Source organism: Glycomyces rhizosphaerae (genome assembly GCF_042647865.1).
Taxonomy (GTDB): Bacteria; Actinomycetota; Actinomycetes; order Mycobacteriales; family Micromonosporaceae; genus Glycomyces; species Glycomyces rhizosphaerae.
Genome location: NZ_JBHRWO010000008.1, coordinates 170,276 through 194,780, shown reverse-complemented (window position 1 = coordinate 194,780; position 24,505 = coordinate 170,276). Strand labels below are relative to the sequence as shown.

Sequence of the window (24,505 nt, the reverse complement as noted above, 5' to 3'; positions counted from 1 at the left end):
ACGAGGAGCAAGGAGCGTCATGAAAGCGTTCGTCGTCAATAAGTACAAGGACCCGCTGGAGCTCGCGGACGTCCCCGAGCCGGTCGTGGGTGAGCGCGACGTGCTCGTCCAGGTGCAGGCCGCCGGTCTCAATCCTCTCGACGAGAAGATCCGGATCGGCGAGCTCAAGGCGATCCTGCCTTACAAGCTGCCGCTCGTCCTCGGCAATGACGTTGCCGGCACCGTCATCGGCGTCGGTTCCAAGGTCCGCGGCTTCGGCCTCGGCGACCAGGTCTACGCCCGGCCCGACAAGGACCGCATCGGGACGTTCGCCGAGCGCATCGCCGTCGCCGAGGACGATCTGGCCCTCAAACCGCGGTCCGTCACCATGGAGGAAGCCGGTTCGCTGCCGCTGGTCGCGCTGACCGCATGGCAGGCCCTCGTCGAGAAGGGGAACCTGCGCGCCGGGCAGAAGGTCCTCGTCCACGCCGGTGCCGGCGGCGTCGGGTCGATCGCGATCCAACTCGCCAAGCACCTGGGCGCCACGGTCGCCACCACGGCCAGTGCCGCCAACGCGGACTTCGTGCGCGAGCTCGGTGCCGACACCGTGATCGACTACCGCACCCAGGACTTCGAGCAGCTGCTGGGCGGGTATGACCTGGTGCTGGACAGCCTCGGCGGCGAGAACCTCGAGAAGTCCCTGCGCGTGCTGCGCCCCGGAGGCAAGGCGATCAGCATCGCAGGTCCTCCGGATGCGGCCGTCGCGCGCGAGCTCGGCGCCAACCCTGTGGTGCGTCTGGCGGTCACCGCCATGAGTGCCGGGATCCGCCGCCAGGCCAAGAAGCTCGGCGTGACCTACGAGTTCCTGTTCATGCGCGCCAGCGGTGCACAGCTCGGTGAGATCGCCGCCCTCATCGACGGCGGCGCGCTGCGCCCGATCGTCGGCAGGACCGCCTCCTTCGACCGGCTTCCCGAGGCCCTCGGGGCGCTGGAGCGGGGCGGCATCCGAGGAAAAGCCGTCATCACCAAAGCCTGACCCGACCGGTCGGTCTTCAGTAGCCTCATCCAGGTACAAGGAGTAATCATGAATCCGCGCAACGACCAGAGCAGACCGGTCGTCACGTCGTACGTCGAAGCGCCGACGAACACCGTCACCGCCAATGGCGTCACCTTCGTCTACCGCGAGCTGGGACCGAAGGGCGGGATCCCGGTCGTCTTCTTCGTCCATCTCGCCGCCACGCTCGACTACTGGGACCCGAAGATCGTCGACGCGATCGCCACGGACCGCCATGTCATCACGTTCGACCAGCGCGGTGTCGGCGCTTCCACCGGAGAGGTTCCCGACAGCATCGAGGCGATGGCCGACGACGCCTACGCGTTCATCACCGCGCTCGGCTTCGACAAGATCGACGTCTTCTCCTTCTCCCTGGGCGGCATGATCGCCCAGGCGCTCATCGCCGCGCACCCAGACCTGGTGCGCAAGCTGGTCCTCACCGGCACCGGCCCGAAGGGCGGCAAGGACATCGACAAGGTGGCCGGTATGACCTACCGCGACATCCTGAAGGCGACGCTGACGCGGTCGGATCCGCGGGAGTTCCTGTTCTTCAACCGCGACGCCACCGGCAAGCGAGCCGCGAAAGCGTACGTCCAGCGGACGACGGGCTCACACACCGAAGTCCGCGACGCGCCGATGAAGGTGAAGGGGTTCCAGACCCAGCTCAAGGCCATCAAGAAGTGGGGCCGCGGTGCGCCGCACGACCTGTCGAAGCTCACCCAGTCGACATTGATCGCCAACGGCGACCACGACCGCATGGTGCCCTCCGTCCTCTCCGAGGACATGCACCGCCGCATCAAGGACTCCGAACTGATCATCTACCCGGACTCCGGGCACGGCGGCGTCTTCCAGTACCACCGGGAGTTCGCGCCTGTCGCCGCCGCCTTCCTGAGCCGATGACCGGCACCCGAGCCGACCGAGGGAGATCCGCGATGTCCACGACACCGGCCTTCACCAGGAAGCCCTTCACCTCCTCGATCCTGCTGTGGGTGCGCGAGGACCGGTCCCGGCAGCAGGGGATGGGCCGCTGGAAGGGCCCGCACTCCGAGATCATCAGCGCCACGCCGGGATTCGAGGAGTACCGGCAGATCCACCTGGCCGAGACCAACCCCGGGCTGTGGCCCGAGGCCGACGGCGTCGAGACCGCCATCCCCGCCGACCGCAGGATCGACGGGGTCGCCGAGGTCACCATGAAGTCGGTGCTCTCACCGCTCTCGGGCCGCAAGCAGACCAAGCTCGCTTTTCTCGACGAGGTGAACCTGTTCCGGCGCACCGTGCTCTACGCCGGCCCGCCGTACTCGGCACGCTGGTACGGCGTCGCCGCGTCCGGTGATCGGGTGGGGGCGAGGGCCCTGGTCTACGTCAGGAAACGGGACGGCGTCGGCACCGGCGCCTTCCGGAGGATCCTCACCGACCGCCTCGTCCCCGCTCTCGCGGGCACCGGCGAGTTGAAGGAGCTTCGGACGCAGGTGTTCATGCCCTGGCGGCGGGGCCTGTGGAACACGCCGAACGTCGCACACGACAACCCGGTCGGGCAGCAGTTCCACGCCTCGCTGATGCTCGGTTTCACCGATGCGGGCGCGCTCGGCTCGTTCTTCGCGGGCGGTGCCGTCGCGGAGGTGTCGTCCAGGCTCCCGGCGTTCGCCTCAGCGGTCCATGCCTACGACGTGGAGCAGGCTCTCACCTTCGTCGAAGGCGGGAAGGTCTTGCCGAGGTACCGGGAGTGAGCGATCCCGAGCATCCACTGCCGATCGTCACGGCAAAGCGGCGGCGGACGCAAGGCGTCCGCCGCAGCTCCTTCGGTTGCCACTCAGGCGTTCGTGGCCTTCAGTTGGGGGTACATCGCCTCGATCGGGGCGCTCAGCGCGGCCTTGACCTGCCGGGACGTCTCGTCGGCGAGCACCTCGTACTCGCCGGCCTCGAGCCCGTCGAACACGGTCCGCACCAGATCCGCCGGGGCGGTCTTCGGGTCGGCGGTGTGCGCGGCCATCTGCGTGTCGACGTAGCCGACGTGGACGCCGACGACGTGCACGCCCTGGGGAGCGAGCTCCAGGCGCAGCGAGTTCGTCGCCGACCACAGCGCGGCCTTGGAGGCGCTGTAGATGCCGCCGAGGGCGAACCAGCTCGTCGCGGAGTGGATGTCGATGATGGCCGCGTGCTCCTTGGCCACCAGGATCGGCGCGAAGGCTCGGGCGAGGAACAGCGGGCCGAAGAGGTTCGTCTCGATGTTCGCTCGGATCTCCGCCTCGGTGTGCTCGAGGATGCCCGCGCTGGAGGGCAGGATCCCGGCGTTGTTGATCAGCACGGTCACGTCGGGCGCGGCCTCGACCGCGAAGCGGATGGAGGCCGGGTCGGTGACGTCGAGCGCGAGCGGGACGACGCGCTCGTCATCCCAGACGCGAGGGTTGCGGGCCGTGGCGTACACCTTGCTCGCGCCGCGAGCCAGCGCGTCGTGAACGAAGTGGGTGCCGATGCCGCCGTTGGCCCCGGTCACGAGGACGACGGCTCCGTTGAGTGCGGTCATGTTCCTGCCTTTCGGTCGACGTTCGGTTTCGCGTCGTCGTGGGAGAATGAACCGAGGCACTTCCGAGCCCACGCGATAACGACTATACTCACAACTGAGCTCAGTCATCTTCTATTCCCGAAGGATGCACCCATGTCAATCGCCCCGCAACGGGTCGGCCGACGTGAGCGGAACAAGCAGGAGAAGCTCGACCGCATCACGGCCGCCGCCAGCGAACTCTTCGCCGAGCGCGGCGTCGACGAGGTCACCACCCAGGAGATCGCCGACAAGGCCGACATCGGCACCGGCACCCTGTTCCTCTACGCCAAGAACAAAGGCGAGCTGCTGCTGCTCGTGCAGAACTCCACCTACGCCGACGCGCTCGCCGAAGGCAAGGCGGCGGCCGAGACCCTCACCGACCCGCTCGAAGCGGTGATGGCGATCATCGGTGCGGTCGTGGCGTGCAATCGCAAGCAGATCGACAACGGCCGCACCTACCTGCGCGAGATGGTCTTCGGCGACCCCACCGAACCTCACCACCGCGAGGCCCTCTCGCTCACCGTCCAGACCGAGGAGGCGGTCGCCGCCGTCCTGCAGCGAGGCCACGGAATCGACGCCGAGGAGGCGGCGACGCTCGCCCACGTCGTCTCGGCGGTCATGTTCATCAGCATGGCGGCCACCGTCAACATCGGACGCACCGTCGACGAGATCCTCAACGAGATCCGAGGTCAGCTCCAGGTTCTCCTACCGCGTTGACGCGCATGGCGAAAGGATGCGCTACGCCTTGGCCGACGAGCTATGCACCGTCGTCGCCATCGCGTAGGGAATGGACCATGCTTCGTCCGGAACGCGTCTGACCGCTCGGTCTCGGTCAAGCCGGTCAGCATTCCGACCTCGACGGATCGGACCGCTGCGCTCGCCTTCTCCAGGCTGCGTCGGCCGCGGGGCACATTCACCTTCGCCGACCCCGACGGCTACCAGATCACTCTCCACGACCGCACCTGGCAGACCGAACGCCACCGGACGCGGCGCGGTCTGCGCTGATCAGGTCGAGGTCAGTTGCCCGGCGAGGAGGGCGACCCCCATGACGGCGACGAACCAGCCGAAGGCGCGGCGCAGGACGGCCGGGTCGATGCGGCCGACCAGGCGTCCGCCGATGAGGCTGCCGACGACGGCCAGGGCGGTCATGCCCAGGGTGAGGGGCCAGTCGATCGTGGTCGAGTGGAGGTATCCGGCCAGGCCGGCGAAGGATTTGGCGGCGATGACCAGCAGGGACGTACCGATCGCGAGCGGCATGGAGAGTCCGCCGAGGATCACCAGGGCCGGGACGACGAGGAAGCCGCCGCCCGCGCCGACGAGGCCGGTGAACATGCCGACGGCCGCGCCTTCGGCGAGGATCTTGAGGACTGGTCGGCGTCGCGGCACGGCCTCGGCGTTGGCCTCGCATTGCTTGCAGCGCCGGATCATCGCGACGGCGGTCAGCACCATCATCAGCGCGAAGCCGGTGAGCAGCACCGCGCCGGGAAGGTACTCGGCGATCCTGCCTCCGGCGTAGGCGCCGGCCATGCCGGCCGCACCGAAGAGGACGCCGGTGCGCCACTGCACCCGGCCGGCCCGGGCGTGCGCACCCAGGGCGACCAGGGCTGTGGCCCCGACGATGAACAGCGACATGGCGATCGCGGCCTTCGGTTCGATCCCGGCGAGATAGACCAGGACCGGGACGGTGAGGATCGAGCCGCCGCCGCCGAGTAGGCCCAGCAGCAGGCCGATGACGACCGCGGCGGCGAGGGTCGCCGCGAGAGCGGCCGTCACCGGCCCGCTCCGGCGAGGCGGCGCAGCGAATCCTCGATGGGCGGGACGGCGCTGACCCGGTTGTACGGCAGCCTCGCGAGCAGCATCCCCATCAGACAGGAATTGCGGAGTGCGGCGAAGGTGAGTCCGGCGCCGATGAGTCCGGCGAAGAACACCGCCGCGGGCCACAGCAGGCTCGCCAGGACCGAGATCAGGACGATGCCTCCGGCGACGAGCCGCACTTGGCGTTCGAGATCCCAGCGCTTGCGTCCCTTGACGACCGGGCCGTCGGCGGCGGTCCAGGCGATCATGCCGCCGTCGAGGACGGCGGTGTCGGCGAGCCCCGCCGCGGCGAGTTTGGCCTGACACTGAGCGGCGCGGCGGCCGCTTTGGCACACCAGGATCATGCGGCCGCCCGCGTCGGCGACGATGCGCCGCAGGTGTGCGTCGACCTGGTCCAGCGGGAGGTTGATCGCACCGGGGAGGTGCGCGCTTGCAAATTCGCCGGGAGTGCGGACGTCGACGACGAGCGTGTCGGGGCCGGTCGCGATCAACTCGCGGGCGGATCGGGGGTCGATGGTGGTCATTTCGCTCCTTCGAGTGCGGTGGCGAGGTGGGGGATGCCGGCTCCGGTGAGGACGGCGGGTGTGAAGCCGTTGCGGTGCAAGAGGCTTGCGGCGATGAGGGCACGGCGGCCGGAGCCGCAGGCGATGTGGACGGGTTTGGCGGGGTCGAGTTCGGCGGGGATGCCGTCCGTGAACAGGTCGGGCAGGAACCGCCAGACCGCGCCGGGCACGGCGACGGCGTCGTGTTCGGAGGGCATGCGGACGTCGAGGAGCTGGGAGTCCGGATCGCTCAAGGACTGCGCGAAGTCGTCGAGTTCGAGCAGTGCGAACGATGCCGTGGCGGCCGCGCCGGGGTCGGTGATGACACCGGCGACGGTGTCGACGCCGATCTGGGCGAGCTGGGTGACCGCCTCGGTCACGTCCTGGTCCACTTCGGCGACCAGCGCCAGTGGCAGGCCGCGGGACGTGAGCCATCCGGTCCACGATCCGAAGTCGTCGGCCAGCTCGATCAGCGTCGATCCGGGCAGGAAGCCGCGGGAGGCGACCGCACGGGGACGCATGTCGACGACGGCGGTGTCCGCCGGGAGATCGTCCAGGTCGGACGGTGTCAGGATCGGCGATGCGGTCGGGGGCATCGGCGGGACGCCGATCGTGTTGGCCGGGCCCATGTACCGGTAGAAGGCCGGGATCGGCGCCGGGGCGGCCATGAGCCGCTCGGCGAACTCGTCGGCGCCGGCGATGGCGAGCAGCGGGTTCGTCTCGCGCTCGTCGCCGATGGTCGAGGTGGTCCGCAGCGCGCCGGTGGTGGTGCAGAACGAGCCGGCGCCGTGCGTCGGCAGGAGGGTCACCTCGGGCGGCAGGTCGGCGAGGCGGTGCAGGGATCCGTGCTGGAGCTTGGCGAGGGTCCCGGCGCGCTCGGGACCGAGCAGGTCGGGGCGTCCGGCCGCGGCCACCAGTAGGCTGCCGCCGGAGAACACCGCTTGCGGCTCGCCGTCGATGAGGACCAGGTAGCTGGTGTGCTCGGGCGTGTGGCCGGGGGTGTGGATCGGGCGCAGGCTCAAGCCCGCCTCGCCCTTGATGTCCTCGAGGTGGAAGGCGGGTGTGTGCCGGTAGGCCGGTGCCGCGGCCGCCGGGAGCACGAGCTCGGCCCCGGCGCGCAGCGCGGCCTGCTCGCCGCCGGAGACGTAGTCGTTGTGCAGGTGCGTCTCCAGGACGAACCGCAGGTCCACATCGCGGCGGGCCGCCTCGGCGAGGAAACGGTCGATGTCGCGCTGCGGGTCGACGAGGACGCCGAGTCCTTCATGGACGAGCAGGTAGCTGGTGTCCCCGAGCCCTGGGGTCGGGAACGAGATGATCTCCATGGTTTCCTCCAAATCGATGAGATACCCCGGGGGGTATGTTCCGGGCGCACTGCGGCGCCCGCGGTGAAACGGATCAGCCGGTGTGGCGACCGCGCGCGAGCGTGCCCCCGGCACGATGCCAAGCGGTGGTGCCGCCGGCCACCGACACCGCGTCGCGCCCGGTGCGGCGAAGCAGGTCGGCGGCGACCTTGCTGCGGTTGCCGCTGGCGCAGACGACATGGACCCGCCCGGCCGGGACGTGGTCGAGCCGCGCGGCAAGGCGGTCGAGCGGGATCGAAATGGCGCCCGGCACGTGCCCGGTGGCGTACTCGACCCGGTCGCGGACGTCGATGACGACCTCCCCGCGGTGGTGTGCGGCCTGAAAGGCGCGCAGTGACTCCTCGTTCGGCATATGGACTCCCCTCATACCCCTGGGGGTATCTGTCGTCGAAAGAAATGCGCCCGGCACAAGCCAGGCGCGCAGTATCAGGCCAGGGCCATGAACAGTTTCTCGAGCTCAGTCTCGGTCAGCGGCTCCTCCTCGCCGCGCTCGGCGGCGCGGCGGCATTCGCGCATGCCGGAGGCGATGAGTTTGAAGCCCGCTCGATCGATCGCCTTGGACGCGGCCGCGAGCTGCGTCAGCACCTTCACGCAGTCGTCACCCTCTTCGATCATCGCGACCACGGCCGCCAGCTGCCCTTGGGCGCGCTTCAGCCGGTTCAGGGCGTCCCCGGCCAGAGCCTCGTTCATCTGCATGTCGACCAACATACCCCCAGGGGTATCAGAATGCAAACTCGGCGACCTCGGGGTGGTGCAGCCTCACCCTCCTCAACGCCGGCTGAACTGGTCGCCGAGTGCGGCCTCCGGCAATGGGTACATCGGAGGCGCCGTTGCGGCCTGTAGTGATCGCGGGCCGAGATGCCGCCGGTCAAGCCTCGGAGAGCGGGTGAGTCCGGTCGCCTCCGGACTCGACAGCCTGATTCTGCGCCCATCGCGATCCCGATCCAGGCCGTGCGACCGAGCCTGTTTGCGGGGACATCGGCGCTGGGGGAGAACCTGGCGCTCACCTGTCCGACACGCCGGAGCGACGAGGGCAAGGCGGCCGCTCGACCAAGGGGATTCCTTCACGCCTTTTGCGAGGCGAGTCGTTTGAGCAGCCACCAGCTGATCGCGCCCGAGTAGATCGCTCCGGCCGCCAGGTAGGGCCACGGGTTCCCGCCGTCCCAGACTTCCCAGAAGGCCTTGGCGGGCCAGTAGGTCGGGATGAATCCGAAGCCGAGCATCGCCGGGTGGTCGAAGAAGAACGGCACCATTGGGAGCCCGAACAACAGCATGCCGATCGCGCGGACGATCGCCAGCCCTTCGACCTTGTTGCGGGCCAAGGCGGCCAGGCCGAAGCCGACCATCGCGGCGTTGAGTCCGCACAGGAGGGTGATCGGGACGGAGGCAACGACGATCTCGGCCGGGACCTGCCCTGTCAGCGCCATCGCGGCCACCAGTGAGAGCGTGGTGGCGGCGATGGTGGTCGCCGCCCGGTAGAGCGGATAGGTCATCGGCGGCGCGGGCGTGACCCGCAGCGCGGCGAGTGTCCGCTGGTCCTTGTCGTCCATGAGCAGCATCCCGCAGACGGCGCCGAGGACGGCGATCGGTCCGACCACGATGAAGGCGCTGAGGATGAGCGGGTGGTAGGGGACCAGGTCGAAGCCGTGTTCGCGGTCGAGATAGCGCGTGAGCATGGGCAGCAGCCACATCGTGGCCGCGTAGATGAACGGGCCGAAGACGATCCCGGCGAGGAGGCTGTCGCGGCGGATGTTGCGCAGGTCGTTGCGGCCGAAGGCCGCGATGGCGCCGGGCATGTCACTCGCCCCCTTCACTGGCGGCGATATGCCGGTCGAACATCTTGCGGGAGAGGAGGCCGAGCGCGGCGACCGCGGCGACCGGGTAGGCCAGGGCGTAGAGCCATTGCCAGGCGGCCAGGTCGACCCGGCCGAACGAGTGGCCCATGAGCAGGAGCACCCCTTGGGTCGGCACGAGGTAGGTGATCGGGTGTTCCCACAGGCCCGAGTGGTTCAGGAGCGGGACGTTGAGGACCGCGAGCACCAGTGTGGACGGGATGATCCACTCGCTGATCGAGGTGAACGGCGTCGCCGAGATGAAGCTGCACGTCAGGAACAGCAGCGCGCACAGCACCACCCCGGCCGTGAACGTGAATGGCTCGAAGTCGAGGCCGACGCCCGAGAAGGCGATGACCAGCGACAGCAGCAGGCCTAGCGCGGCGAGCGCGGTGAGCTTCGCGGTGTAGTAGTCGCGGAACCGCAAGGGGGAGACCAGGAGCGCGAAGAGCGTGCGCTCGCCGCGTTCGAAGAACACGGCCCCGGCGATGAAGAAGAACCCGACCAGGGCCAGGTCGCCGAAGATGATGTAGGTCATCGAGGCGGCCTTGAGCTGCCCGGGGATGAGGTAGACGACGACCTCCCAGAGCAGCGCCGAGAACGCCGCCGCATAAAGGAACCCGTATCGCCATTGCAGGCGCAGCTCGAGCCGCAGGGCTTGGACGAGGACGCCGGTCATGACAGCTTCCTCCCGGTGACGTCGATGAAGACGTCCTCCAAGTCGGCCTCCTGGCTGTGCACCGATTCGATCGCGGCCTCGTTCAGGAGCGAGCGGAACGCCTCGTCCTCGCCGAGCCCGTCGAGCGGGAAGTCCTTGGTGGCCAGGTCGTCCGAGCCGTCGACGCGGTAGGTGACGGTGACCTGGCGCCTGCTGCGGGAGAGCTTGTGCTCGGTGGGGGAGGCCAGGGCGGTGATGCGCCCGTCGACGACGAAGGCGACCCGGTCGCACAGCTGGTCGGCGGTGGTCATGTCGTGGGTGGTGAGGAAGACGGTGCGTCCCTCGGCTCGCAGTTCGCCCACGATGTCCTTGACGATGCGGGCGTTCGCCGGGTCCATGCCCGAAGTCGGCTCGTCGAGGAACAGCAGCTGCGGGCGGTGCAAGAGGGCGCGGATGAACACCAGGCGCATCTGCATCCCCTTGGAGTACTTGGCGACCCGGGTGTGGGCGGCGTCGGCGAGCCCGACCCGGTCGAGCAGCTCCATGGGGTCCTCGGTGGGGCCCTGGTAAAGGGAGGCGAAGAACTGGAGGTTCTCCAGACCGGTGAGCTTGAGGTAGTGGTTGGGCAGCTCGAAGGAGACGCCGATCCGCTCGTAGTACTCGGACTTCCAGGCGGCGGGGTCCTTGCCCCAGACCGCGACCGAGCCGCCGTGCCCGGTGAGGAGACCAGTGAGGATCTTCTGCGTGGTGGACTTGCCGGCGCCGGAGGGGCCGAGGAAGCCGAAGATCTCGCCGGCGTCGACGGTGAAGTCGATGCCGCGCACCGCCGGCTCGAGGGACTTGGGGTAGGTGAAGGTGAGGCCTTCGATGTCGATGACATGGCTCATCGGGGTCACTGCTTTCGCTGTTCGTGCCAGAGGGTCTCGATGCGTCCGTACTGCTCGGCGAGGAAGGTGTACATCTCCTTGGCCTCTTCGAGGCGCTGTCGGGACTCGGGAGGCGCGTCGGCCAGGAGTTCGAGCCCGCGTTCGGTCTGCTTGATCCACTCGTGGGCCTGCCTGGCCTTCTCGGCGGCCTCGTCGAGCCAGAAGCCGGGACGCAGCCGCCAGTGGGTGCGCCGCGATCCGGGGACTGCCTGGCGAACGACGGCCTTGTTGGCCGAGAGCATCTTCATCGCCATGCTCACCGAGCCGCGGCTGATGTCGAGCGCTTCGGCGAGTTCTTCCGCCGTCTGGTGCGGCGGTTCGCAGACCAGGAGCCAACCGAGGATGCGGCCGGGGATGCGGGGCAGGCCGTAACTCTCGAAGTAGAGGCCGATCTCGTCGGCGTATTCGTGGTGGCCGGTGCGTTCGCCGGTCATGGTGTCTCCCTTCGACGACCGATTCGACGGTACCTCAGATTGTCAGAGATTTCAATAATGATTGAAAAATATGAAGCTTTTGAGCGACGGTGCCGACGATCCCCGAAGACGGTCCGGCGCGATTCGGGTGGTCATGGCCGCTCCGGTGCCCGTCGATGCGGCCTCGGCCTGCTGGTCAGACGGGTTGCCGCGCTGTTGTAGGGTCGGGGCTGGTGTGCCGGGAAGTCGGGTCGGCGTGGTTGTTCGCTGCACGACGATCGGAGCCCGCTTGCACACTCTCTACAGATCCAAAACCGACCGTCAGGTCGTCGCACGGTGGTGCCGGTCCCGGCTCGACGCCTGGGAGGTGCCGCACCGGTGCGAAACGGTCGAAGTCGTTGACGCCCAAGTGCATCTGACCTTCGTCGGTTCCGGACCGTTCCGCGTCCTGTTCGTGCCCGGCACGAACTTCAACGCCGCCAGCAGCCTCACGCTCGCCGAGTCCCTCGCGCGCCGTCGGGGTGTCATCCTGGTCGACCTGCCCGGCCAGCCGGGCCTCGGCAGCGGTGAACGCCCGCGCGCCGCGCATCGGGGCTGGTACGGGCGCAAACTCGCCGAAGTCCTCGACGCGATCGACGCCGAACCGATGGTGGCCCTTGGTCATTCGCTCGGCGGCGCGGTGCTGCTGGCATGCGACTCTGACCGGATCGCCGGGCGGGTCCTCCTCGCTCCGGCCGGCCTCGTCCCGCTGCATGTCGACCTGCGCATGCTGGTGCCCTCGCTGCTATGGCTGCTCGCACCGACACTCGGGCGGACCGAGTCGATGCTGCACGGCTTCACCGCAACCGGCAACGCAGCACCAGCGGCGATCGCGCAATGGCTCTACCTGGTCGCATCCCACTGCCGGTCCACACTCGCACCCCCGCCGCTGCCGGACGAGACGCTGCAACGGCGCGTCGGCTCACCCCTGATCGTCGCGACCGGCGCACACGACCGGTTCCTCCCTCCCGAACGCCTCGGTCCGGCGGCCAGGGAGAAACTGGGAGTCGACCTCGAGGTCATCGACGGCGCCGGCCACCTTGCCGGAGACGAACGCCCCGAAGCGGTCACCGACCTGGTCGACGCACTGATGAACCGCACCACCGAATGAAACCTGGAGCAATGATGACCGACACCGACCCCGCACCACCCGCCTACACCAGCGGGTGCGGCAACGTCACCATCGTGGACGGCGGCGGCCCGACCCCGACCGTCCAACTGACGACCGAGGCAGTGCGGATGCCCGTGCGCGACCTCGCCGAACTCATCACGCACACCGCGCGGGACGCCGCCGACGCGGTGCGGGCCGCAGCGGACTCGTCCCCTGGTTCGGTCACCGACGCGCTGGCTCAGCTCAAAGACCTGCGCGACGGTCTGCGCGAGGACGGACTCAACGCCGTCATCGAGCGCAATCGAGCCCGGTTCGGCGCCGACGACGACCTGCCGCCCGAAGACCCGCGGGTCCAGTCGCGGTCGGCGCTCAGTTCCGAATACCCGACGGCCAACCTCGACATGGCGATCGCGATGCTCGAGCGATTCCAAGGCGCGCAAGGCGGACAGGGACCCGGCGACGGATCCGACGAGGCGCTCGGCACCGCCACCAGCCCCGAAGGCGACGTCACGGTGGAGGCCACCGGCGAATACCCGATCGCCCGCCTCCTGCTCGGCATCCACGCCCGCGAGCTCGGCCCGGACGCCCTGGCCAAGGAGATCAACAAGACCATCGCGCTCGCCGCCGAGGACCTCAGCGAACGCCAGCGCGCGGGCATCGACGCCATGGGACTCCCGTTGACCATGGACCAGGTCGACGGCATGCCGGCCGAAGCGCAGGCATACGCGCGCAAATCGATCGGCCAGGCGGCGTTCCTGCGCCAAGACCACGACGAACAGATCCGCCGGATCCGAGGACAGTGAGGACGACATGCCGAAAGTAGACCCCGAGACGATCCGCCAGCTCGGCACCAACATCAAGAGCAACGTCACCCCCACTCTGGAGGAGGCCAATGAGATCCTTCCGAACCTGCGCGGCATCGACCAGGCGCTGTACACCTCCGTGGACCCCTCGCTCGCCATGGTCTACACGACCGCCGTGAGCTACATGAACGAGATGGTCCAAGGCGCCGCCGAGTGCTTCCAGACCATGAACGACAACCTCGAAGGCTGCGCCACCGCTTGGGAGGACGCCGACTCGGCGGGCGCCGCCGACTTCAAGTGACCACCGAAACCCTCTGAACCGCAAAGGAACCGCTCGATGTCAATCGGCGCACCCGAACCCGAATCCTTCCAGGGCATGATGGACACGTTCGCCGTCATGGCCCCGGCCGCGGCGGTCGAGATCGTCCTGCCCGCCTTCACCTTCGGCGTCTCCTGCACGCAGATCGCCCACATCATCTACATGAACCAGTGCAACCCCGGCCAGATCATGATGGTCGGCGCCTACTGGTTCCAGCTCGCGGAGAAGTACATCACCGCCGCCCAGGCCCTCCAGGACGAGATCGACGCGATGGACGCCGAGTCCTGGGAAGGGGACGACTGCCAAGCCTTCATCGATCAGGCCGGGAAAGTCAAGACGCAGTTGTGGACCATCGCGCTCTTCGCGATCGAAGTCGGCATCGGCCTGTTCTCCATCGCCGCGCTACTGGCGGTCATGGTCACCGCCTACACCGCCCTCGCGACGATCCTCATGGCCATGGCGCTGGTGTACTGGCCGCTGCAGGCGTTCCCCCCCACCGCGGCCGCCGCCCAATCGGTCAGAGCCGCGGCGATGACCGTCGCCGCCACCGGACTCACCATTCTGAAGGCCCTCAACAAAGCGCTCACGGCCCTGGGCAAGATACTCGCAGCCGCCATCGGTGCGGGCATGGGCGTCTCCTGGATCGCGCTCGCCACCCAGGGCAACGTGGTCAACCCGCTCGACCTGGTCGGCCCCACCGCCTTCAACATGGCGCAAGGGCTCGCCCAGTTGGGACTGCGGAACGCGCTGGCACCCTCGAGCGGCAAGCACGTCGCCCCGGGACTCGGGCACCTGTTCGTGGGCGGCCAAGGCGCCTACAACACCGGGCTCAACGTCAACGACCTGGCGCAGGACGGCAGTGTCGACGGCAAGAACGACCCTCGGGGCGAGACCGGTCTGGATCCGGGCAACCTCGACTTCATCCCCGCGATCGACGCCCCCGAATGGGCGAACGACGACGCCCCTGACTGGGGCTGATGGAACCGACCAGGGAAGACCGGTAGCGCATGAGCACTGACGACCTCATCGGGTTGGGCTTCGGCCTGCTCGCCATCGCGCTGCTCGTCTCCTGGCCGGTGCTGCCCGGAACGCGGCGCTTCGCCGGGTTCAAGACGTTCCCGCCGTTCCGGGCCTGGACCGCACGGCCGCATCCCGATGCGGCCGTGGCGGTCCAGGCCGGACGCCGGATCGACCTGTCGCCGAGCGACACCGGCGCGGCCAACGCCACCGTCGTCGTCCGCACCGCCTGGGGGAACCAGCACTCGCGTGAATGGAGCCCCTCCCTGCGAGTCTCCCGACCGTTGGTGCCCGTGGTCGGCGTCGACGGCGTCCCGGCCTCATGGGGTTGGGGCACCACCAAGCTGACACTGCCGCCCGGCGCGCACCTGATCACGGTCACGAGCAGCCATTCGCGCTGCTACAAGACCGTGAACCTCGAACGCGGCCAACGGATCGACCTCGACTACACGAGCATCGTCGGCGCCACCGCGCACCGCCACTACGAGGCCGGCAACCAGGCTCACGACCTCACGCGGTTCCGTGAACGGCGCCGCGGCCCGGGCAGCACCGGGTGGTACTTCCTGATCGTCCTGGGCGGCATGGCGATCATGGGCGGCGCGACCGCGGCCGCGGTCGCGAACCCGTCCGGTTTCTCGGCCGCCCTCGGCAACACGGCCGTCATCGCCGCCATCGCCGTCGGGCTCGGCGTAGGTGTCGCCGTCATCGCCGGATCGCTGGCCAAGCAGGCGCGACTGCGCCGGACGACGGTGGCCGACCCGCCCGCGGATCGGGACCCGCAGGGACCGCGCATCCTCGATGCCGATGCGCCCGAACGGATCGCGCCCGCCCCGGGATGGGCCGGGCTCGGCATCCACCTGCGGTTCATGATCGACGCGTACGCCCCGGACACGCTTGCGGCGCTCGCGGGGGGCCCTAACCCGAGTGTGATGCAGCGGTGGCGGGCGATTCGCATCGGCGAACCGGAAGCACCGGTCTGCAGACCATGGATCCCCGCGCCCGAGGTGTTCGTCGACGGCAAGGCGGTGCGGGCGAGCTGGACCCGGATGTGGCTGCAGCTCCAGCCCGGTGAGCACGAGCTGGTGGTGCGCGTCGCGGCGCCGCGGCGGCAGATCGGCTCGCAGACGGTCGTCGACCTGAACCGAGCCGAGTACCGGCGGACGATCCGCCTGACAGCGGGGGAGACCTACGAGGAAACCCTCACCGCCGAGATCACCGCGGTGCCGCGACCCGATCGACCCGAACTGGCCGAGTTCCGCGCCCGCCTGCGCTGAACGGCGGGCGACGCCGCGGTGCCGACGCGGTCAGCTGACGAGGGGTCGTTCGGTCGGGAAGCTGTAGCGGCGCTGGCGGGTTCGCAGTGCGAGCGAGGCGGCGACCGAGACGGTGCCCACGCGGCCGACGAACATCAACACGATGAGCACGAGCTGGCTCGTCGCGGGCAGCTCGGGAGTGATGCCGGTGGACAGTCCCACGGTCCCGAACGCGGACACCGCCTCGAACAGGACCCGGTCGAGACTGAAGGCGGTGTCGAGCATGATGAACGCGGTGCCGAGAGCGACCGCCGCCACGCCGAGCAGCGCGACCGTGAGGGCCTGGCGCTGGGTCTCGGAAGGGATCCTGCGGCCGGCCACGGCCACGTCGGGTTCGCCGCGGACCTCGGACCAGATCACCACTGCCAGTATGGCGAACGTGGTCACCTTGATGCCGCCCGCCGTGCCCGCAGGCCCGCCGCCGATGAACATCAGCGCGTCGGTCACCAGCCAGGTCTCCGGTCGCAGGTCGCCGACCGAGAGGTTGTTGAACCCGGACGTGCGCGGTTGCACCCCGGCGACGAAGGCCGCCAGGAGTTTGTCGCCGGTCCTCAAGGGGCCGAGGGTCGCCGGGTTGCGCCACTCGAGCAGCGCATAGGCGGCAAAACCCGCGAGCAGCAGGAACCCGGTGGTGACGACGGCGATCTGGGTGTGCAGCGACCACCCGGTGCGGGGTCTGCGGCGCCCGTTCTCGCGCAGCGCCGCGGGCACGCGGGCTTTGCGGACCACCTCGACCAGCACCGGGAACCCGATGCCGCCCAGGATGATCGCCAAGCACATCGGGAGCGTGATGATCGGGTCGGTCACGAACTGCATGAGGCTGTCGGCCTCCAGGCCGAACCCGGCGTTGTTGAACGCCGAGACGGCATGGAACACGCCGTGCCAGACCGCCTCTCCGTTCCCGTAACCGTAGTAGTGGTGGAACCTGAGGTAGAGCGTTACCGCGACCGCCGCCTCGACCGCGAGCGTGAGCACCGCGACCCAGCGCACGACGGTGCCGACGTCCCCGAGCCGCATCGCACTGTTCTCGCTGACCGCCAGCAGCCGCCCGCGCAGGCGCATCCGCCCCAGCACCAGGATGCCGAGCAGCGAACCGGCCATGATGATCCCGAACCCGCCGACCTGGATGAGCCCGGCGATCACGACTTCGCCGAACCCCGACCAGTACGTCGCGGTGTCGACCACGACCAGCCCTGTCACGCACACGGCCGAGACCGAGGTGAACAACGCGGTCAACGGTGTCGCGGCCTGGCCCGACTCCGTGGCGACCGGCAGCGTGAGCAGCCCGGCCCCGACCAGAATGACCCCGAGGAACGCCAAGGGAACCACTCGGGCCGGATGTCGCAGCGCTCGTCTCACAAACGAGCATTATGCTCCCGCGCCCCGACCGCCCGCGAGGCGAGGCGATCGACGGGCCGTTTCGCTGTCGCAAACCCGACTGGCCCGCAAGCGGTTTCGGGGCTCCCGATTGTCGGTGAGGGCCGGGATGATGATGCCCGCGAACGTCGGCAGGCAGGCTATGGGAGGTCGGATGCGAAGCAGGGCAGGTTGGCTGGCGAGGTTGGTGCCGCGGCAGCGGAAACGCGATTCGGGCGAGGAGCATACGGCCGCTGAGGCGCTGCCCGAGTTGGAGGACATCGCCTGGTACCGGCATGCGGAGGAAGTGGAGACGGCCTCGTTCTGGCGCATGGCGCGGCAGCTGCCCGGACTGGTCGGGCAGGCGCTGCGGACCGCCTGGTCGGCTTCTCCGGCTTGGACGGTCGCGGCGATCGGGCTCAATGTGATCGCCGGGGTCGCGACCACGACGGCGCTCCTGGCGGTCTCGGACATCTCGACGACCTTGTTCGCGGCGGCGCCGACCTGGGATCGCGTGTTGGCCGCAGGCCCGGCACTGGCGCTGCTGGTGGGGGCGACGGCGGCCCGGGCCGGGCTGGGCGTCGGCGCCGGGTTCGCGCAGCAGCGGTTGAACCCGCTCGTGCTCAATCGGACTGAACGCGAGTTCTACCGCCTCATCACCGCGGTGCCGCGCGCGGCGTTCGACGACGACACGTTCGCGGACCGCCTGAAGGCCGCGAAAGACCGCGGGTCGCGGGCGGTCGTTGATCTCGTCGGCGACGTCGTCGACCTGGTGACGGCGGCGGTCACGGTCGTGGCGGTGGCGGCCGCGCTCGCGGTCATCGAGCCGGTGCTGATCCCGCTGCTGTTCGCGGCGGCGCTCCCCACGGGTTGGGCGGCGGTCCGGTCGGCGCGGCTCATGTACGTCTCGAACCGGTCGCGCGTCTCGCGCCGACGCCGACTGTGGATGGTCGAGTGGCTGATGGACAACCGCTGGACGGCCGACGACCAGCGGTACCACGAAGCGGGCCAATGGCTGCGAGGCCAGCATCAGGCGATGGTCGACCAGGAGACCCGCGCGGACTTCGAGGTCATCCGGTCGCAGACCCTCACGCGTGCGGTCGGTCAGCTCGTCGCCGGGGTCGCCATAGCGGGGGTGTACGGGGTGCTCTTGTGGATGCTCGCGACCGGGACCGTGCCGCTCGCCGTCGCCGCGGCGGCAGTCGTGGCGATCGGCCAGGGCCGGGCCGGGATGGAGAGCCTCCTCGTCGCGGTGAACACGGTGTACGAGGACGGCCTGTACGCCGCGGACCGGCACGAATTCGACGCCCTTGCGGCCGAACGCATCGCCGCGCAACCCCACCTGGCGGGCCCCGCACCCGTCGCGACCGGCTCGGATCCGCTGCCGGTGCCGCAAACGATCGAACTGGTCGACGTGTCCTTCCGCTACCCAGGCAAGGACACCGATGCGGTCACCGGGGTGAGCCTCACGATCGAACGCGGCCGGACGCTCGCACTCGTGGGCGAGAACGGGTCGGGCAAGACCACCGTCGCGAAGCTCCTCGCCGGCCTCTACACGCCGACGTCGGGGCAGATCCTGTGGGACGGCGTCGACATCACCCGGATCGACCCCGCCCGGTGGCGCTGCCACGTGGCGGTGATCGCCCAGCAGGTGCAGCAGTGGCCGTTCACCGCGGAACTGTCGGTGCGGCTAGGGCGTTCCGGCGAGCCGGTCGACCGCGAACGACTGGAGTCGGCGGCACGGGACGCCGGCGCGCTCGACATGATCGAAGGGTTCGAGCACGGATGGAGCCAGCTCCTGGACACCCAGTTCCGGGGCGGCACCGACCTTTCCGGCGGGCAATGGCAGCGGCTGTCGTCCGCGCGCGGCCTCTACCGCGACAGGGGCGGGCTTCTCGTCGCCGATGAGCCTTCGGCCGCACTGGACGCCCGCGCCGAGGCGCTGCTGTTCGACACGCTGCGCGCCCGCGCCGGTTCCGCCACGACCGTCCTGATCTCGCACCGGCTCCAAGGCGTAGTGCACGCCGACGCGATCGCGGTCTTGGACGAGGGGAAGCTCATCGAACTCGGCCCTCACCGGGATCTGGTCGTTGCCGACGGCGTCTACGCGGACCTGTGGCGTCTGCAGTCAAAGTCCTACGCGACCTAGTGCCGTCGCCGGGAGACCCTCGACGAGTTGATCGCCATGGCCGAGCGGGTGTCGCTGGTCGGCGTGGTCGAGAAGATCACCGTGCCGTCCTGATCACGCACGGCGAGAACGACAGGCAGATCCCCCTGGAATACGCCCGCGCCTGCTATGACGAGGCGGTCAACCGCCCGCAGCGCGAGCTGAAGATCTTCACCGCCGCCGACGGCGGCGTCGAGCACATCGGGATCGACAACCTCAAGCTCTTCGGCGACTACATCGCCGACTGGATCGAGGAGACCTGGCAGCGCCCGTGACCGAATCCGCAACACCGCAGGGACGTTGCACGGAGGGGGCGGCCCTCGCCCGCCGTCCTCGGCGAAAGACGGCCATGTCGTACCCTCCGGGCATACTCCCGGCCATGGTTGAGATCAACACCCGCCCGCTGCGCGACCGGCGCGACCTCGAAGCAGTGCTGCGCAAAGGCTTCGACCTGATCGCGCCGGTCGCTCCCGGGCTCCGGCATCGCCTGGTGGGGACCGGGGCGGCCTGCCTGCAGGGGGTCGACCTGCCGGTCGGTGACGTAGACCTGCTCCTCGATCGGCGATCCGACGTCGACGCGGTCGCCGCGGCACTGGCGCATCTGCCGTGCCCGGCCCCACCGCAATGGATCGAGGTCTCTCGTCAGTACTTCGCCTGCTACGAGCTCGACGGCGTCGGATTCAGCTTCAGCACCCTGGAGCAGCCCTGTGACGACGACGGGTGGGAATGCCAAGGACCCGGCCCCTGGCGGCACTACGCGACCGTCGACTGCGGCGGCCATCGCATCGACTGCGTGCGCCTGGAGCTGCGACTGACCACTGAATTCCTCCGCGATCGGCCCGACCGGTACCGCCCCATACTGGCCCACCTCGCCACTCACGGCGCCGACCTCGAACTCCTGGACCAGAGCCTCACCGTCCGAAACGTCCCGGAACCGCTTGCGCGACTGGCACAGGAACTTCCAGGAATCAGTGAGCGTCGACTACCGGGACGGGCCTTAGACCGACCAGAACACGAGCAGGCCGCGGTCGGTGGCCGCGGCCTCCCGCAACCAGCCCACGTGGATGTCGATGATCCCCTTGAACTGGGAGAAGTCCAGGCCGTGACCGGCTGCCTGGCCCATGTACGAAAGCTCGATCCCCTCGCCGGCCGCCCGCATCGCCTCCCAAGGCAGTGCTTCGATGCGCTCGAGCATGAGCTCGACCGACGACGGCCGCAGTGCGTAGAGCACGTCGAAGTCGTCAGGCCCGCCCGAGTCCGCTTTGAGATCGTTGATGTCGCTCATCTTCTGCGGGTAGATCGTGTCGAAGACCGGGGCGGTCCGGGCCAGGAGCTCCGGCTCCAGATGATCGCTCAGCTCCAGGTAGAACGTGCCAGCCGCAGTGAAGGCCTTGCCCGGCGGCGCCCACTGCTCCTCGGCGAACGGCACCACCTGGGGTACCTCGGGCCACGGCAGGGGCGTTCGCCGACGCCTGGCCCGTTCGACTTCGAAGTCGATCTGCGCGCTGGCGTCCCAGTAGAAGTCGAGGCCGCCGGCGGCCCGATACGCCTCCACGGCCGGTTTCCAGTCCATGATCAGCGCGTAGATGTCGATCCCCATACCCTGCAATTATTCCGGAAGCGGGCGGGATCGGTCCCGGCACCGGAGCATGTCACGGCATCTCGATGACGATCTTTCCCAGGTTGTCCCCGGCGGCGAGCCTCGCGAACGCCGCGGGCGCCTCCTCCAGGGGATAGACCCGGTCGACCACCCCGACCGCCTCGCCGTCGATCAGCAAGGCGGTGACCTCCTCCAGATCGGCGCGCGACTGCGGCACCGCCAGGACCCTGACCCGCTTCCCGTCCTTCCGGATCGACCAACCGGCGGCGAACATCGCGAGCAGCACGCGGGCGTGCCCGCCGACCATGAGGTACATCCCGCCGGGGCGCAGCGCCCGGTGGACGCGGAACGGCGAGCGGTGCCCCACGAGATCGACGACCCGGTCGTATCGGCCGCGCTGGTCGGCCCAGTCCTCGTGTTCGAACGCGATCGTGTCGTCGGCCCCGACCCGCAGGAGATGCTCGGCCTTGTCCGCGCGGTCCACGGCCGTCACCGTCGCACCGAGGTGCTTGGCGAGCCCGATGACGAGCGCGCCGCCCGCCCCTCCAGCGCCGTTGACCAGCACCCGGTCGCCCGACTTGATGCCGCGCGTCGACTTGAACGCGATGCACCCCGCCTGCGGGATCGCCGCCGCGTCCAGGAAGGACAAGCCTGTCGGCTTGCGGGCCAGCAGCCTCGGCGCGGTCGCGACGTACTCGGCGAGACCGCCGCGGTATCCGGCCAGTTCCCCGAACACCGCATCGCCCACCGCGAACTCGGTGACCGCACTCCCGACCGCCGCCACGACCCCCGCGATGTCCGAACCCGGCACCGGATTGCGCGGGCGACGCAGTCCGCCCAAGCGTGCATAGAAGGGGCTGCCGACGAGGTTCTCCCGGTCCGATCCGTTGAGGGACGCGGCCCTGATGCGGATCAGCACCTCGTCGTCAGCGGGGACCGGTTCGGGAACGTCGCCGACGCGGACGACTTCGGCCGGCCCGTACCGATCTTGAAGGACGGCTCGCATGAGGACTCCTGTCTCGCAACCGCAGATCGCTCCACTGTAGTTCGAGTCAGCCGCTCGACCGCGGCCGAGCGGAGCGACAACTGCCCGGACCACCAGGTCCGGGCAGTTGACGTTCGGTCGCTGGTCCATCTGCTCGATGACGAGCAGGGGCGTGGCCTTGGAGGTAGTCGTTCCAGCTCCGGCGGGCAGCCGCGACCGGGCCGCGGCTGCCCGAGACCTATTGGAGGGTCCAGCGCTGGTTGCCGCCGCCGTTGCAGGTCCAGAGGACGATCGGGGTGCCGTTGGCGGTGGCGCCCCCGTTGGCGTCGAGGCAAAGGCCGTTGTGGACGTTGGTGATGGTGCCGTTCGCGTTCACGTTCCAGCGCTGGTTCGCGCCGCCCGAGCAGTCCCAGATCACGGCCCTGGTGCCGTTGGTAGTACCCCAGCCCTGCGCGTCGAGGCACTTGCCGCCGATCTTCAGTTCGCCCGCGGAGGTGCGGGTCAGCTGCTGGTTGACACCGCCGTAGCAGTCCCACAGGTGCGCTTGCGTTCCGTTCGCCGCCGGAGAACCCGGGACGTCCACGCAGCGGTTCGAGGCGGCGCCCACGATCGCGGTCGTGCCGCTCTGCTGCCCGGTCAGGCCGAAGAAGCGCAGCGTCTCGGTTTCCTGCGGCGGCGGGTAGTGGTCGACGCCCTGCATGCTGATCGCCTCGACGAGGGCCTGGCCGCCGGTGCCGCCGTAGCGGGTGCGGGTCCAGTTCGACTGCGGCTGGTCGGTGTAGTCGGCGGTCTGGTCCGTGCCGTTGACGTTGGTCCACTGGTCGATCTGCTCTTGGAAGTTCGGGTAGGTGAGCGCGGTGTCCTCGGTCCCGTGCCAGATCTGCATGCGCGGCCACGGCCCGCTGTAGCCGGAGTTGGCATTGCGTACCGCATCGCCCCACTGCTGCGGTGTGCGGTTGACCCTGCCTTCGGAGCACTCGGAGTTCCATTGCGAGCCATCGGTGGTGGCGAAGCACGTGAAGGGCACGCCGGCGTAGGCCGATCCGGCCTTGAAGACCTCGGGGTAGACCCCGAGCAGGACGTTGGTCATCATCGCGCCCGAGGAGAATCCGGTGGCGTAGACGCGGTCGCGGTCGGCGCCGTAGGTCGCGATCGCGTAGTCCACCATGGACTTGATGCTGACCGAGTCGCTGCCGGTGCCCGAGAGCGAGGCCTGCGACGACACGTCGAAGCACTTGTAGGAGCGGGTCACCGAGGGGTAGACCACGATGTAGCCGTACTGCTCCGCCAGCTCGTCGAACTTCCAGCCGCTGTAGTACTCGGTCGCCGACCCGTTGCACCAGTGGACGCCGACCACGACCGCCGGGTTCGGCGCGACGTTGTCGGGCACGTACACGTACATGTCGAGGCCGCCGGGGTTGTTGCCGAAGTCGCTGATCTGGGTCAGCTGCGCGGCGTATGCGGGCTTCGGGCCGGCGAGCGCGAGGAGCGCGGCCGTGGCCGCGACGATCAACGCTAGTGCCGTGATCGCGCTGCGGCGCAATCGGATGGTCGATGCCATGAAGGCTTCCTTGTCTCGAGACGGCGCAGGCCGGCGGTCTGCGTTCAGGGAACGGCAGGAGGATGAGAGGGTGGGGCCGGCGCGAGCGGGCCCGGACCGGCCCGCTCATCGGTCCTTACTGGACGTCGACCCAGTAGCTGCTGGTGTCGACGCGGCCGCTGCCGATGAAGACCTCGGTGCCGGCCTGGATGCTGGAGAGGTACTTGTCGCCGCCCAGCCAGCCCCGCCAGATCAGGTCTCCGGTGAAGTCCCGCAGGTTGAGGTTCACAGAGGTGGTGTTCGACGTGCGGACGAACGAGAAGACGTTCCAGCCGACGCCGTTTCCCGCGTCGATCCAGCCCCGGTAGAGGTCCCAGGAGGCGCCGCCGATGCCGACGGTCGTCTGGTAGGTGCCGGCAGGCCCGGCCCCGCCTGAGCGGTAGGGCCAGATCATGATCTCGTCGGTCGGGTTGTTCGACCCGGTGGGATTCGACATCGGGTGCAGCCAAAGGTCGTACGCGACGTTCATAGTCCCTGACTGGCTCACCGAATAATTCCAGGTGGTCGGGATGGAGCGGTAATCGCCGACGCGCACCGGCAACTCGGTGCCGGGCCGCTGCCAGCCCCAGTGCCAGCCGAGGACGACGCTGGAGTAGCTCTTCACCGAGTTCGACTGGCCGCTCCAGTCCCAGGTGGTGCCCCACCCGACGGTGTCACCGGACTGCCAGCTGTCCCATGAGCACTGCCAACCCGAACCCGAGCCCGCGCCCCACAGGTTGTTGGTCACGAAGTACTTGCCCATGGCGACCGTGCCGCCCGAGGCGCAGGTTCCGGCGGCCTGCGCGGGCGAGGCCGTCAGCAGCGTCGAGGCCAGTGCGGCACTGAGCGCGACGGCCGCACCGATGGCCATACGTCTGATGAACGCGGTTCGTTTCGTTGGCATCATTGCCTCCCTGGCTCGGCACCATGGCGCTCTTGCAGCTGTTGCGCCGAAGTTTGTTGGACCTTCCATCAGAAACAATGATGTGTGTCGACATGTAAATTTGTCAATAGATTGGATGTCTGTACGGGAGGTTCGTCGCGGTCGGAGCGGACGTCGTTTTCGACAGACCCACGATCGTGGTGCTGTAGAT

Annotated in this window: 26 protein-coding genes and 1 pseudogene; 11 read left to right on the top strand and 16 right to left on the bottom strand. The window is 69.0% G+C overall.

Annotated features, from left to right (window positions below):
* Positions 1-19 precede the first annotated feature (19 nt).
* Genes ACFO8M_RS09055 through ACFO8M_RS09045 form a run of 3 tightly spaced genes read left to right on the top strand, consistent with a single transcriptional unit; the run spans position 20 to position 2,760 of the window.
* Entirely contained in the window at positions 20-1,015 is a 996-nt protein-coding gene (locus ACFO8M_RS09055) for an NADP-dependent oxidoreductase (RefSeq protein ID WP_387973578.1), read from the top strand.
* Positions 1,016-1,063: 48 nt separating this feature from the next.
* Positions 1,064-1,933 carry an alpha/beta fold hydrolase gene (locus ACFO8M_RS09050; protein WP_387973575.1) on the top strand — a complete coding sequence of 290 codons (870 nt, stop codon included), beginning with the start codon at positions 1,064-1,066 and terminating at the stop codon, positions 1,931-1,933.
* Between the two features lie 32 nt (positions 1,934-1,965).
* The gene (locus ACFO8M_RS09045) at positions 1,966-2,760 is read left to right on the top strand and encodes a strictosidine synthase (protein WP_387973572.1); all 795 of its coding nucleotides are present in this window, start codon (positions 1,966-1,968) and stop codon (positions 2,758-2,760) included.
* A gap of 83 nt (positions 2,761-2,843) precedes the next feature.
* Here the strand turns inward: ACFO8M_RS09045 and ACFO8M_RS09040 are convergent, their stop codons facing one another.
* Positions 2,844-3,557, bottom strand: a complete 714-nt coding sequence (locus ACFO8M_RS09040) for an SDR family oxidoreductase (RefSeq protein WP_387973569.1) — start codon at positions 3,555-3,557, stop codon at positions 2,844-2,846.
* 132 nt (positions 3,558-3,689) lie between these two features.
* On the opposite strand from ACFO8M_RS09040, the gene ACFO8M_RS09035 reads away from it, so the two are divergent.
* Positions 3,690-4,292 (top strand): TetR/AcrR family transcriptional regulator, encoded by a 603-nt coding sequence (locus ACFO8M_RS09035; protein ID WP_387973566.1) that lies wholly within the window; start codon positions 3,690-3,692, stop codon positions 4,290-4,292.
* Between the two features lie 40 nt (positions 4,293-4,332).
* Here ACFO8M_RS09035 and ACFO8M_RS09030 read toward each other — a convergent pair.
* From ACFO8M_RS09030 to ACFO8M_RS08985, 10 genes and pseudogenes are all read right to left on the bottom strand, one after another.
* A pseudogene (locus ACFO8M_RS09030) lies at positions 4,333-4,483 on the bottom strand (MarR family transcriptional regulator); the annotation flags it as partial.
* 97 nt (positions 4,484-4,580) lie between these two features.
* Complete coding sequence (locus ACFO8M_RS09025) at positions 4,581-5,348, bottom strand: sulfite exporter TauE/SafE family protein (RefSeq protein WP_387973563.1); 768 nt, start codon at positions 5,346-5,348, stop codon at positions 4,581-4,583.
* Positions 5,345-5,914 (bottom strand): rhodanese-like domain-containing protein, encoded by a 570-nt coding sequence (locus ACFO8M_RS09020; protein WP_387973560.1) that lies wholly within the window; start codon positions 5,912-5,914, stop codon positions 5,345-5,347. Before ACFO8M_RS09020 ends, ACFO8M_RS09025 begins: the two co-directional genes overlap by 4 nt.
* Entirely contained in the window at positions 5,911-7,254 is a 1,344-nt protein-coding gene (locus ACFO8M_RS09015) for an MBL fold metallo-hydrolase (protein WP_387973557.1), read from the bottom strand. The genes ACFO8M_RS09020 and ACFO8M_RS09015 overlap by 4 nt, the downstream gene beginning before the upstream one ends.
* Before the next feature lie 73 nt (positions 7,255-7,327).
* Complete coding sequence (locus tag ACFO8M_RS09010) at positions 7,328-7,645, bottom strand: rhodanese-like domain-containing protein (RefSeq protein ID WP_387973554.1); 318 nt, start codon at positions 7,643-7,645, stop codon at positions 7,328-7,330.
* 74 nt (positions 7,646-7,719) lie between these two features.
* Positions 7,720-7,989: a metal-sensitive transcriptional regulator gene (locus ACFO8M_RS09005; RefSeq protein ID WP_387973551.1), complete on the bottom strand. Its 270-nt coding sequence runs from the start codon at positions 7,987-7,989 to the stop codon at positions 7,720-7,722.
* 368 nt (positions 7,990-8,357) lie between these two features.
* Positions 8,358-9,089: an ABC transporter permease gene (locus tag ACFO8M_RS09000; RefSeq protein ID WP_387973549.1), complete on the bottom strand. Its 732-nt coding sequence runs from the start codon at positions 9,087-9,089 to the stop codon at positions 8,358-8,360.
* A 1-nt stretch (position 9,090) separates the two neighbouring features.
* Positions 9,091-9,804: a fluoroquinolone export ABC transporter permease subunit gene (locus ACFO8M_RS08995; protein ID WP_387973546.1), complete on the bottom strand. Its 714-nt coding sequence runs from the start codon at positions 9,802-9,804 to the stop codon at positions 9,091-9,093.
* Complete coding sequence (locus tag ACFO8M_RS08990) at positions 9,801-10,670, bottom strand: ABC transporter ATP-binding protein (protein WP_387973543.1); 870 nt, start codon at positions 10,668-10,670, stop codon at positions 9,801-9,803. The genes ACFO8M_RS08995 and ACFO8M_RS08990 overlap by 4 nt, the downstream gene beginning before the upstream one ends.
* A gap of 5 nt (positions 10,671-10,675) precedes the next feature.
* The gene (locus ACFO8M_RS08985; protein ID WP_387973540.1) at positions 10,676-11,143 is read right to left on the bottom strand and encodes a GbsR/MarR family transcriptional regulator; all 468 of its coding nucleotides are present in this window, start codon (positions 11,141-11,143) and stop codon (positions 10,676-10,678) included.
* Positions 11,144-11,411: 268 nt separating this feature from the next.
* Between ACFO8M_RS08985 and ACFO8M_RS08980 the strand changes: the two genes are divergently transcribed.
* The 5 genes from ACFO8M_RS08980 to ACFO8M_RS08960 are packed head-to-tail and all read left to right on the top strand — an operon-like array spanning position 11,412 to position 15,685.
* Entirely contained in the window at positions 11,412-12,272 is an 861-nt protein-coding gene (locus ACFO8M_RS08980) for an alpha/beta fold hydrolase (protein WP_387973537.1), read from the top strand.
* Positions 12,273-12,286: 14 nt separating this feature from the next.
* Positions 12,287-13,075, top strand: a complete 789-nt coding sequence (locus tag ACFO8M_RS08975) for a hypothetical protein (protein WP_387973535.1) — start codon at positions 12,287-12,289, stop codon at positions 13,073-13,075.
* A gap of 7 nt (positions 13,076-13,082) precedes the next feature.
* On the top strand, positions 13,083-13,376 hold the full coding sequence (locus ACFO8M_RS08970; RefSeq protein WP_387973533.1) for a hypothetical protein: 294 nt from the start codon (positions 13,083-13,085) through the stop codon (positions 13,374-13,376).
* Between the two features lie 36 nt (positions 13,377-13,412).
* Positions 13,413-14,372, top strand: coding sequence for a hypothetical protein (locus ACFO8M_RS08965; protein WP_387973531.1), 960 nt, complete (start codon positions 13,413-13,415; stop codon positions 14,370-14,372).
* Between the two features lie 29 nt (positions 14,373-14,401).
* Entirely contained in the window at positions 14,402-15,685 is a 1,284-nt protein-coding gene (locus ACFO8M_RS08960) for a hypothetical protein (RefSeq protein ID WP_387973529.1), read from the top strand.
* 30 nt (positions 15,686-15,715) lie between these two features.
* Here the strand turns inward: ACFO8M_RS08960 and ACFO8M_RS08955 are convergent, their stop codons facing one another.
* The gene (locus tag ACFO8M_RS08955) at positions 15,716-17,083 is read right to left on the bottom strand and encodes a TrkH family potassium uptake protein (protein ID WP_387973526.1); all 1,368 of its coding nucleotides are present in this window, start codon (positions 17,081-17,083) and stop codon (positions 15,716-15,718) included.
* 172 nt (positions 17,084-17,255) lie between these two features.
* Between ACFO8M_RS08955 and ACFO8M_RS08950 the strand changes: the two genes are divergently transcribed.
* On the top strand, positions 17,256-19,229 hold the full coding sequence (locus ACFO8M_RS08950) for an ATP-binding cassette domain-containing protein (RefSeq protein WP_387973524.1): 1,974 nt from the start codon (positions 17,256-17,258) through the stop codon (positions 19,227-19,229).
* Positions 19,196-19,522, top strand: a complete 327-nt coding sequence (locus ACFO8M_RS08945) for a hypothetical protein (RefSeq protein WP_387973521.1) — start codon at positions 19,196-19,198, stop codon at positions 19,520-19,522. Before ACFO8M_RS08950 ends, ACFO8M_RS08945 begins: the two co-directional genes overlap by 34 nt.
* A 722-nt stretch (positions 19,523-20,244) precedes the next feature.
* On the opposite strand, the gene ACFO8M_RS08940 is transcribed toward ACFO8M_RS08945, so the two are convergent.
* The 4 genes from ACFO8M_RS08940 to ACFO8M_RS08925 form a co-directional block, all read right to left on the bottom strand.
* Positions 20,245-20,847, bottom strand: a complete 603-nt coding sequence (locus tag ACFO8M_RS08940; protein ID WP_387973519.1) for a hypothetical protein — start codon at positions 20,845-20,847, stop codon at positions 20,245-20,247.
* Between the two features lie 52 nt (positions 20,848-20,899).
* Complete coding sequence (locus ACFO8M_RS08935) at positions 20,900-21,853, bottom strand: NAD(P)-dependent alcohol dehydrogenase (RefSeq protein ID WP_387973516.1); 954 nt, start codon at positions 21,851-21,853, stop codon at positions 20,900-20,902.
* Positions 21,854-22,070: 217 nt separating this feature from the next.
* Positions 22,071-23,393, bottom strand: a complete 1,323-nt coding sequence (locus ACFO8M_RS08930) for an extracellular catalytic domain type 1 short-chain-length polyhydroxyalkanoate depolymerase (protein ID WP_387973513.1) — start codon at positions 23,391-23,393, stop codon at positions 22,071-22,073.
* 115 nt (positions 23,394-23,508) lie between these two features.
* A complete protein-coding gene (locus tag ACFO8M_RS08925) occupies positions 23,509-24,315 on the bottom strand; it encodes a GH12 family glycosyl hydrolase domain-containing protein (RefSeq protein WP_387973510.1) in 807 nt (268 codons plus the stop codon).
* Positions 24,316-24,505: the final 190 nt, after the last annotated feature.

Bases quoted from the DNA above. Each gene is read 5' to 3' on its own strand.
- ACFO8M_RS09055 (WP_387973578.1), top strand. From the start codon at position 20: ATGAAAGCGTTCGTCGTCAATAAGTACAAGGACCCGCTGGAGCTCGCG.
- ACFO8M_RS09050 (WP_387973575.1), top strand. From the start codon at position 1,064: ATGAATCCGCGCAACGACCAGAGCAGACCGGTCGTCACGTCGTACGTC.
- ACFO8M_RS09045 (WP_387973572.1), top strand. From the start codon at position 1,966: ATGTCCACGACACCGGCCTTCACCAGGAAGCCCTTCACCTCCTCGATC.
- ACFO8M_RS09040 (WP_387973569.1), bottom strand. From the start codon at position 3,557: ATGACCGCACTCAACGGAGCCGTCGTCCTCGTGACCGGGGCCAACGGC.
- ACFO8M_RS09035 (WP_387973566.1), top strand. From the start codon at position 3,690: ATGTCAATCGCCCCGCAACGGGTCGGCCGACGTGAGCGGAACAAGCAG.
- ACFO8M_RS09020 (WP_387973560.1), bottom strand. From the start codon at position 5,914: ATGACCACCATCGACCCCCGATCCGCCCGCGAGTTGATCGCGACCGGC.
- ACFO8M_RS09015 (WP_387973557.1), bottom strand. From the start codon at position 7,254: ATGGAGATCATCTCGTTCCCGACCCCAGGGCTCGGGGACACCAGCTAC.
- ACFO8M_RS09010 (WP_387973554.1), bottom strand. From the start codon at position 7,645: ATGCCGAACGAGGAGTCACTGCGCGCCTTTCAGGCCGCACACCACCGC.
- ACFO8M_RS09005 (WP_387973551.1), bottom strand. From the start codon at position 7,989: ATGCAGATGAACGAGGCTCTGGCCGGGGACGCCCTGAACCGGCTGAAG.
- ACFO8M_RS09000 (WP_387973549.1), bottom strand. From the start codon at position 9,089: ATGCCCGGCGCCATCGCGGCCTTCGGCCGCAACGACCTGCGCAACATC.
- ACFO8M_RS08995 (WP_387973546.1), bottom strand. From the start codon at position 9,804: ATGACCGGCGTCCTCGTCCAAGCCCTGCGGCTCGAGCTGCGCCTGCAA.
- ACFO8M_RS08990 (WP_387973543.1), bottom strand. From the start codon at position 10,670: ATGAGCCATGTCATCGACATCGAAGGCCTCACCTTCACCTACCCCAAG.
- ACFO8M_RS08985 (WP_387973540.1), bottom strand. From the start codon at position 11,143: ATGACCGGCGAACGCACCGGCCACCACGAATACGCCGACGAGATCGGC.
- ACFO8M_RS08975 (WP_387973535.1), top strand. From the start codon at position 12,287: ATGACCGACACCGACCCCGCACCACCCGCCTACACCAGCGGGTGCGGC.
- ACFO8M_RS08970 (WP_387973533.1), top strand. From the start codon at position 13,083: ATGCCGAAAGTAGACCCCGAGACGATCCGCCAGCTCGGCACCAACATC.
- ACFO8M_RS08965 (WP_387973531.1), top strand. From the start codon at position 13,413: ATGTCAATCGGCGCACCCGAACCCGAATCCTTCCAGGGCATGATGGAC.
- ACFO8M_RS08960 (WP_387973529.1), top strand. From the start codon at position 14,402: ATGAGCACTGACGACCTCATCGGGTTGGGCTTCGGCCTGCTCGCCATC.
- ACFO8M_RS08950 (WP_387973524.1), top strand. From the start codon at position 17,256: ATGCGAAGCAGGGCAGGTTGGCTGGCGAGGTTGGTGCCGCGGCAGCGG.
- ACFO8M_RS08940 (WP_387973519.1), bottom strand. From the start codon at position 20,847: ATGGGGATCGACATCTACGCGCTGATCATGGACTGGAAACCGGCCGTG.
- ACFO8M_RS08935 (WP_387973516.1), bottom strand. From the start codon at position 21,853: ATGCGAGCCGTCCTTCAAGATCGGTACGGGCCGGCCGAAGTCGTCCGC.
- ACFO8M_RS08930 (WP_387973513.1), bottom strand. From the start codon at position 23,393: ATGGCATCGACCATCCGATTGCGCCGCAGCGCGATCACGGCACTAGCG.
- ACFO8M_RS08925 (WP_387973510.1), bottom strand. From the start codon at position 24,315: ATGCCAACGAAACGAACCGCGTTCATCAGACGTATGGCCATCGGTGCG.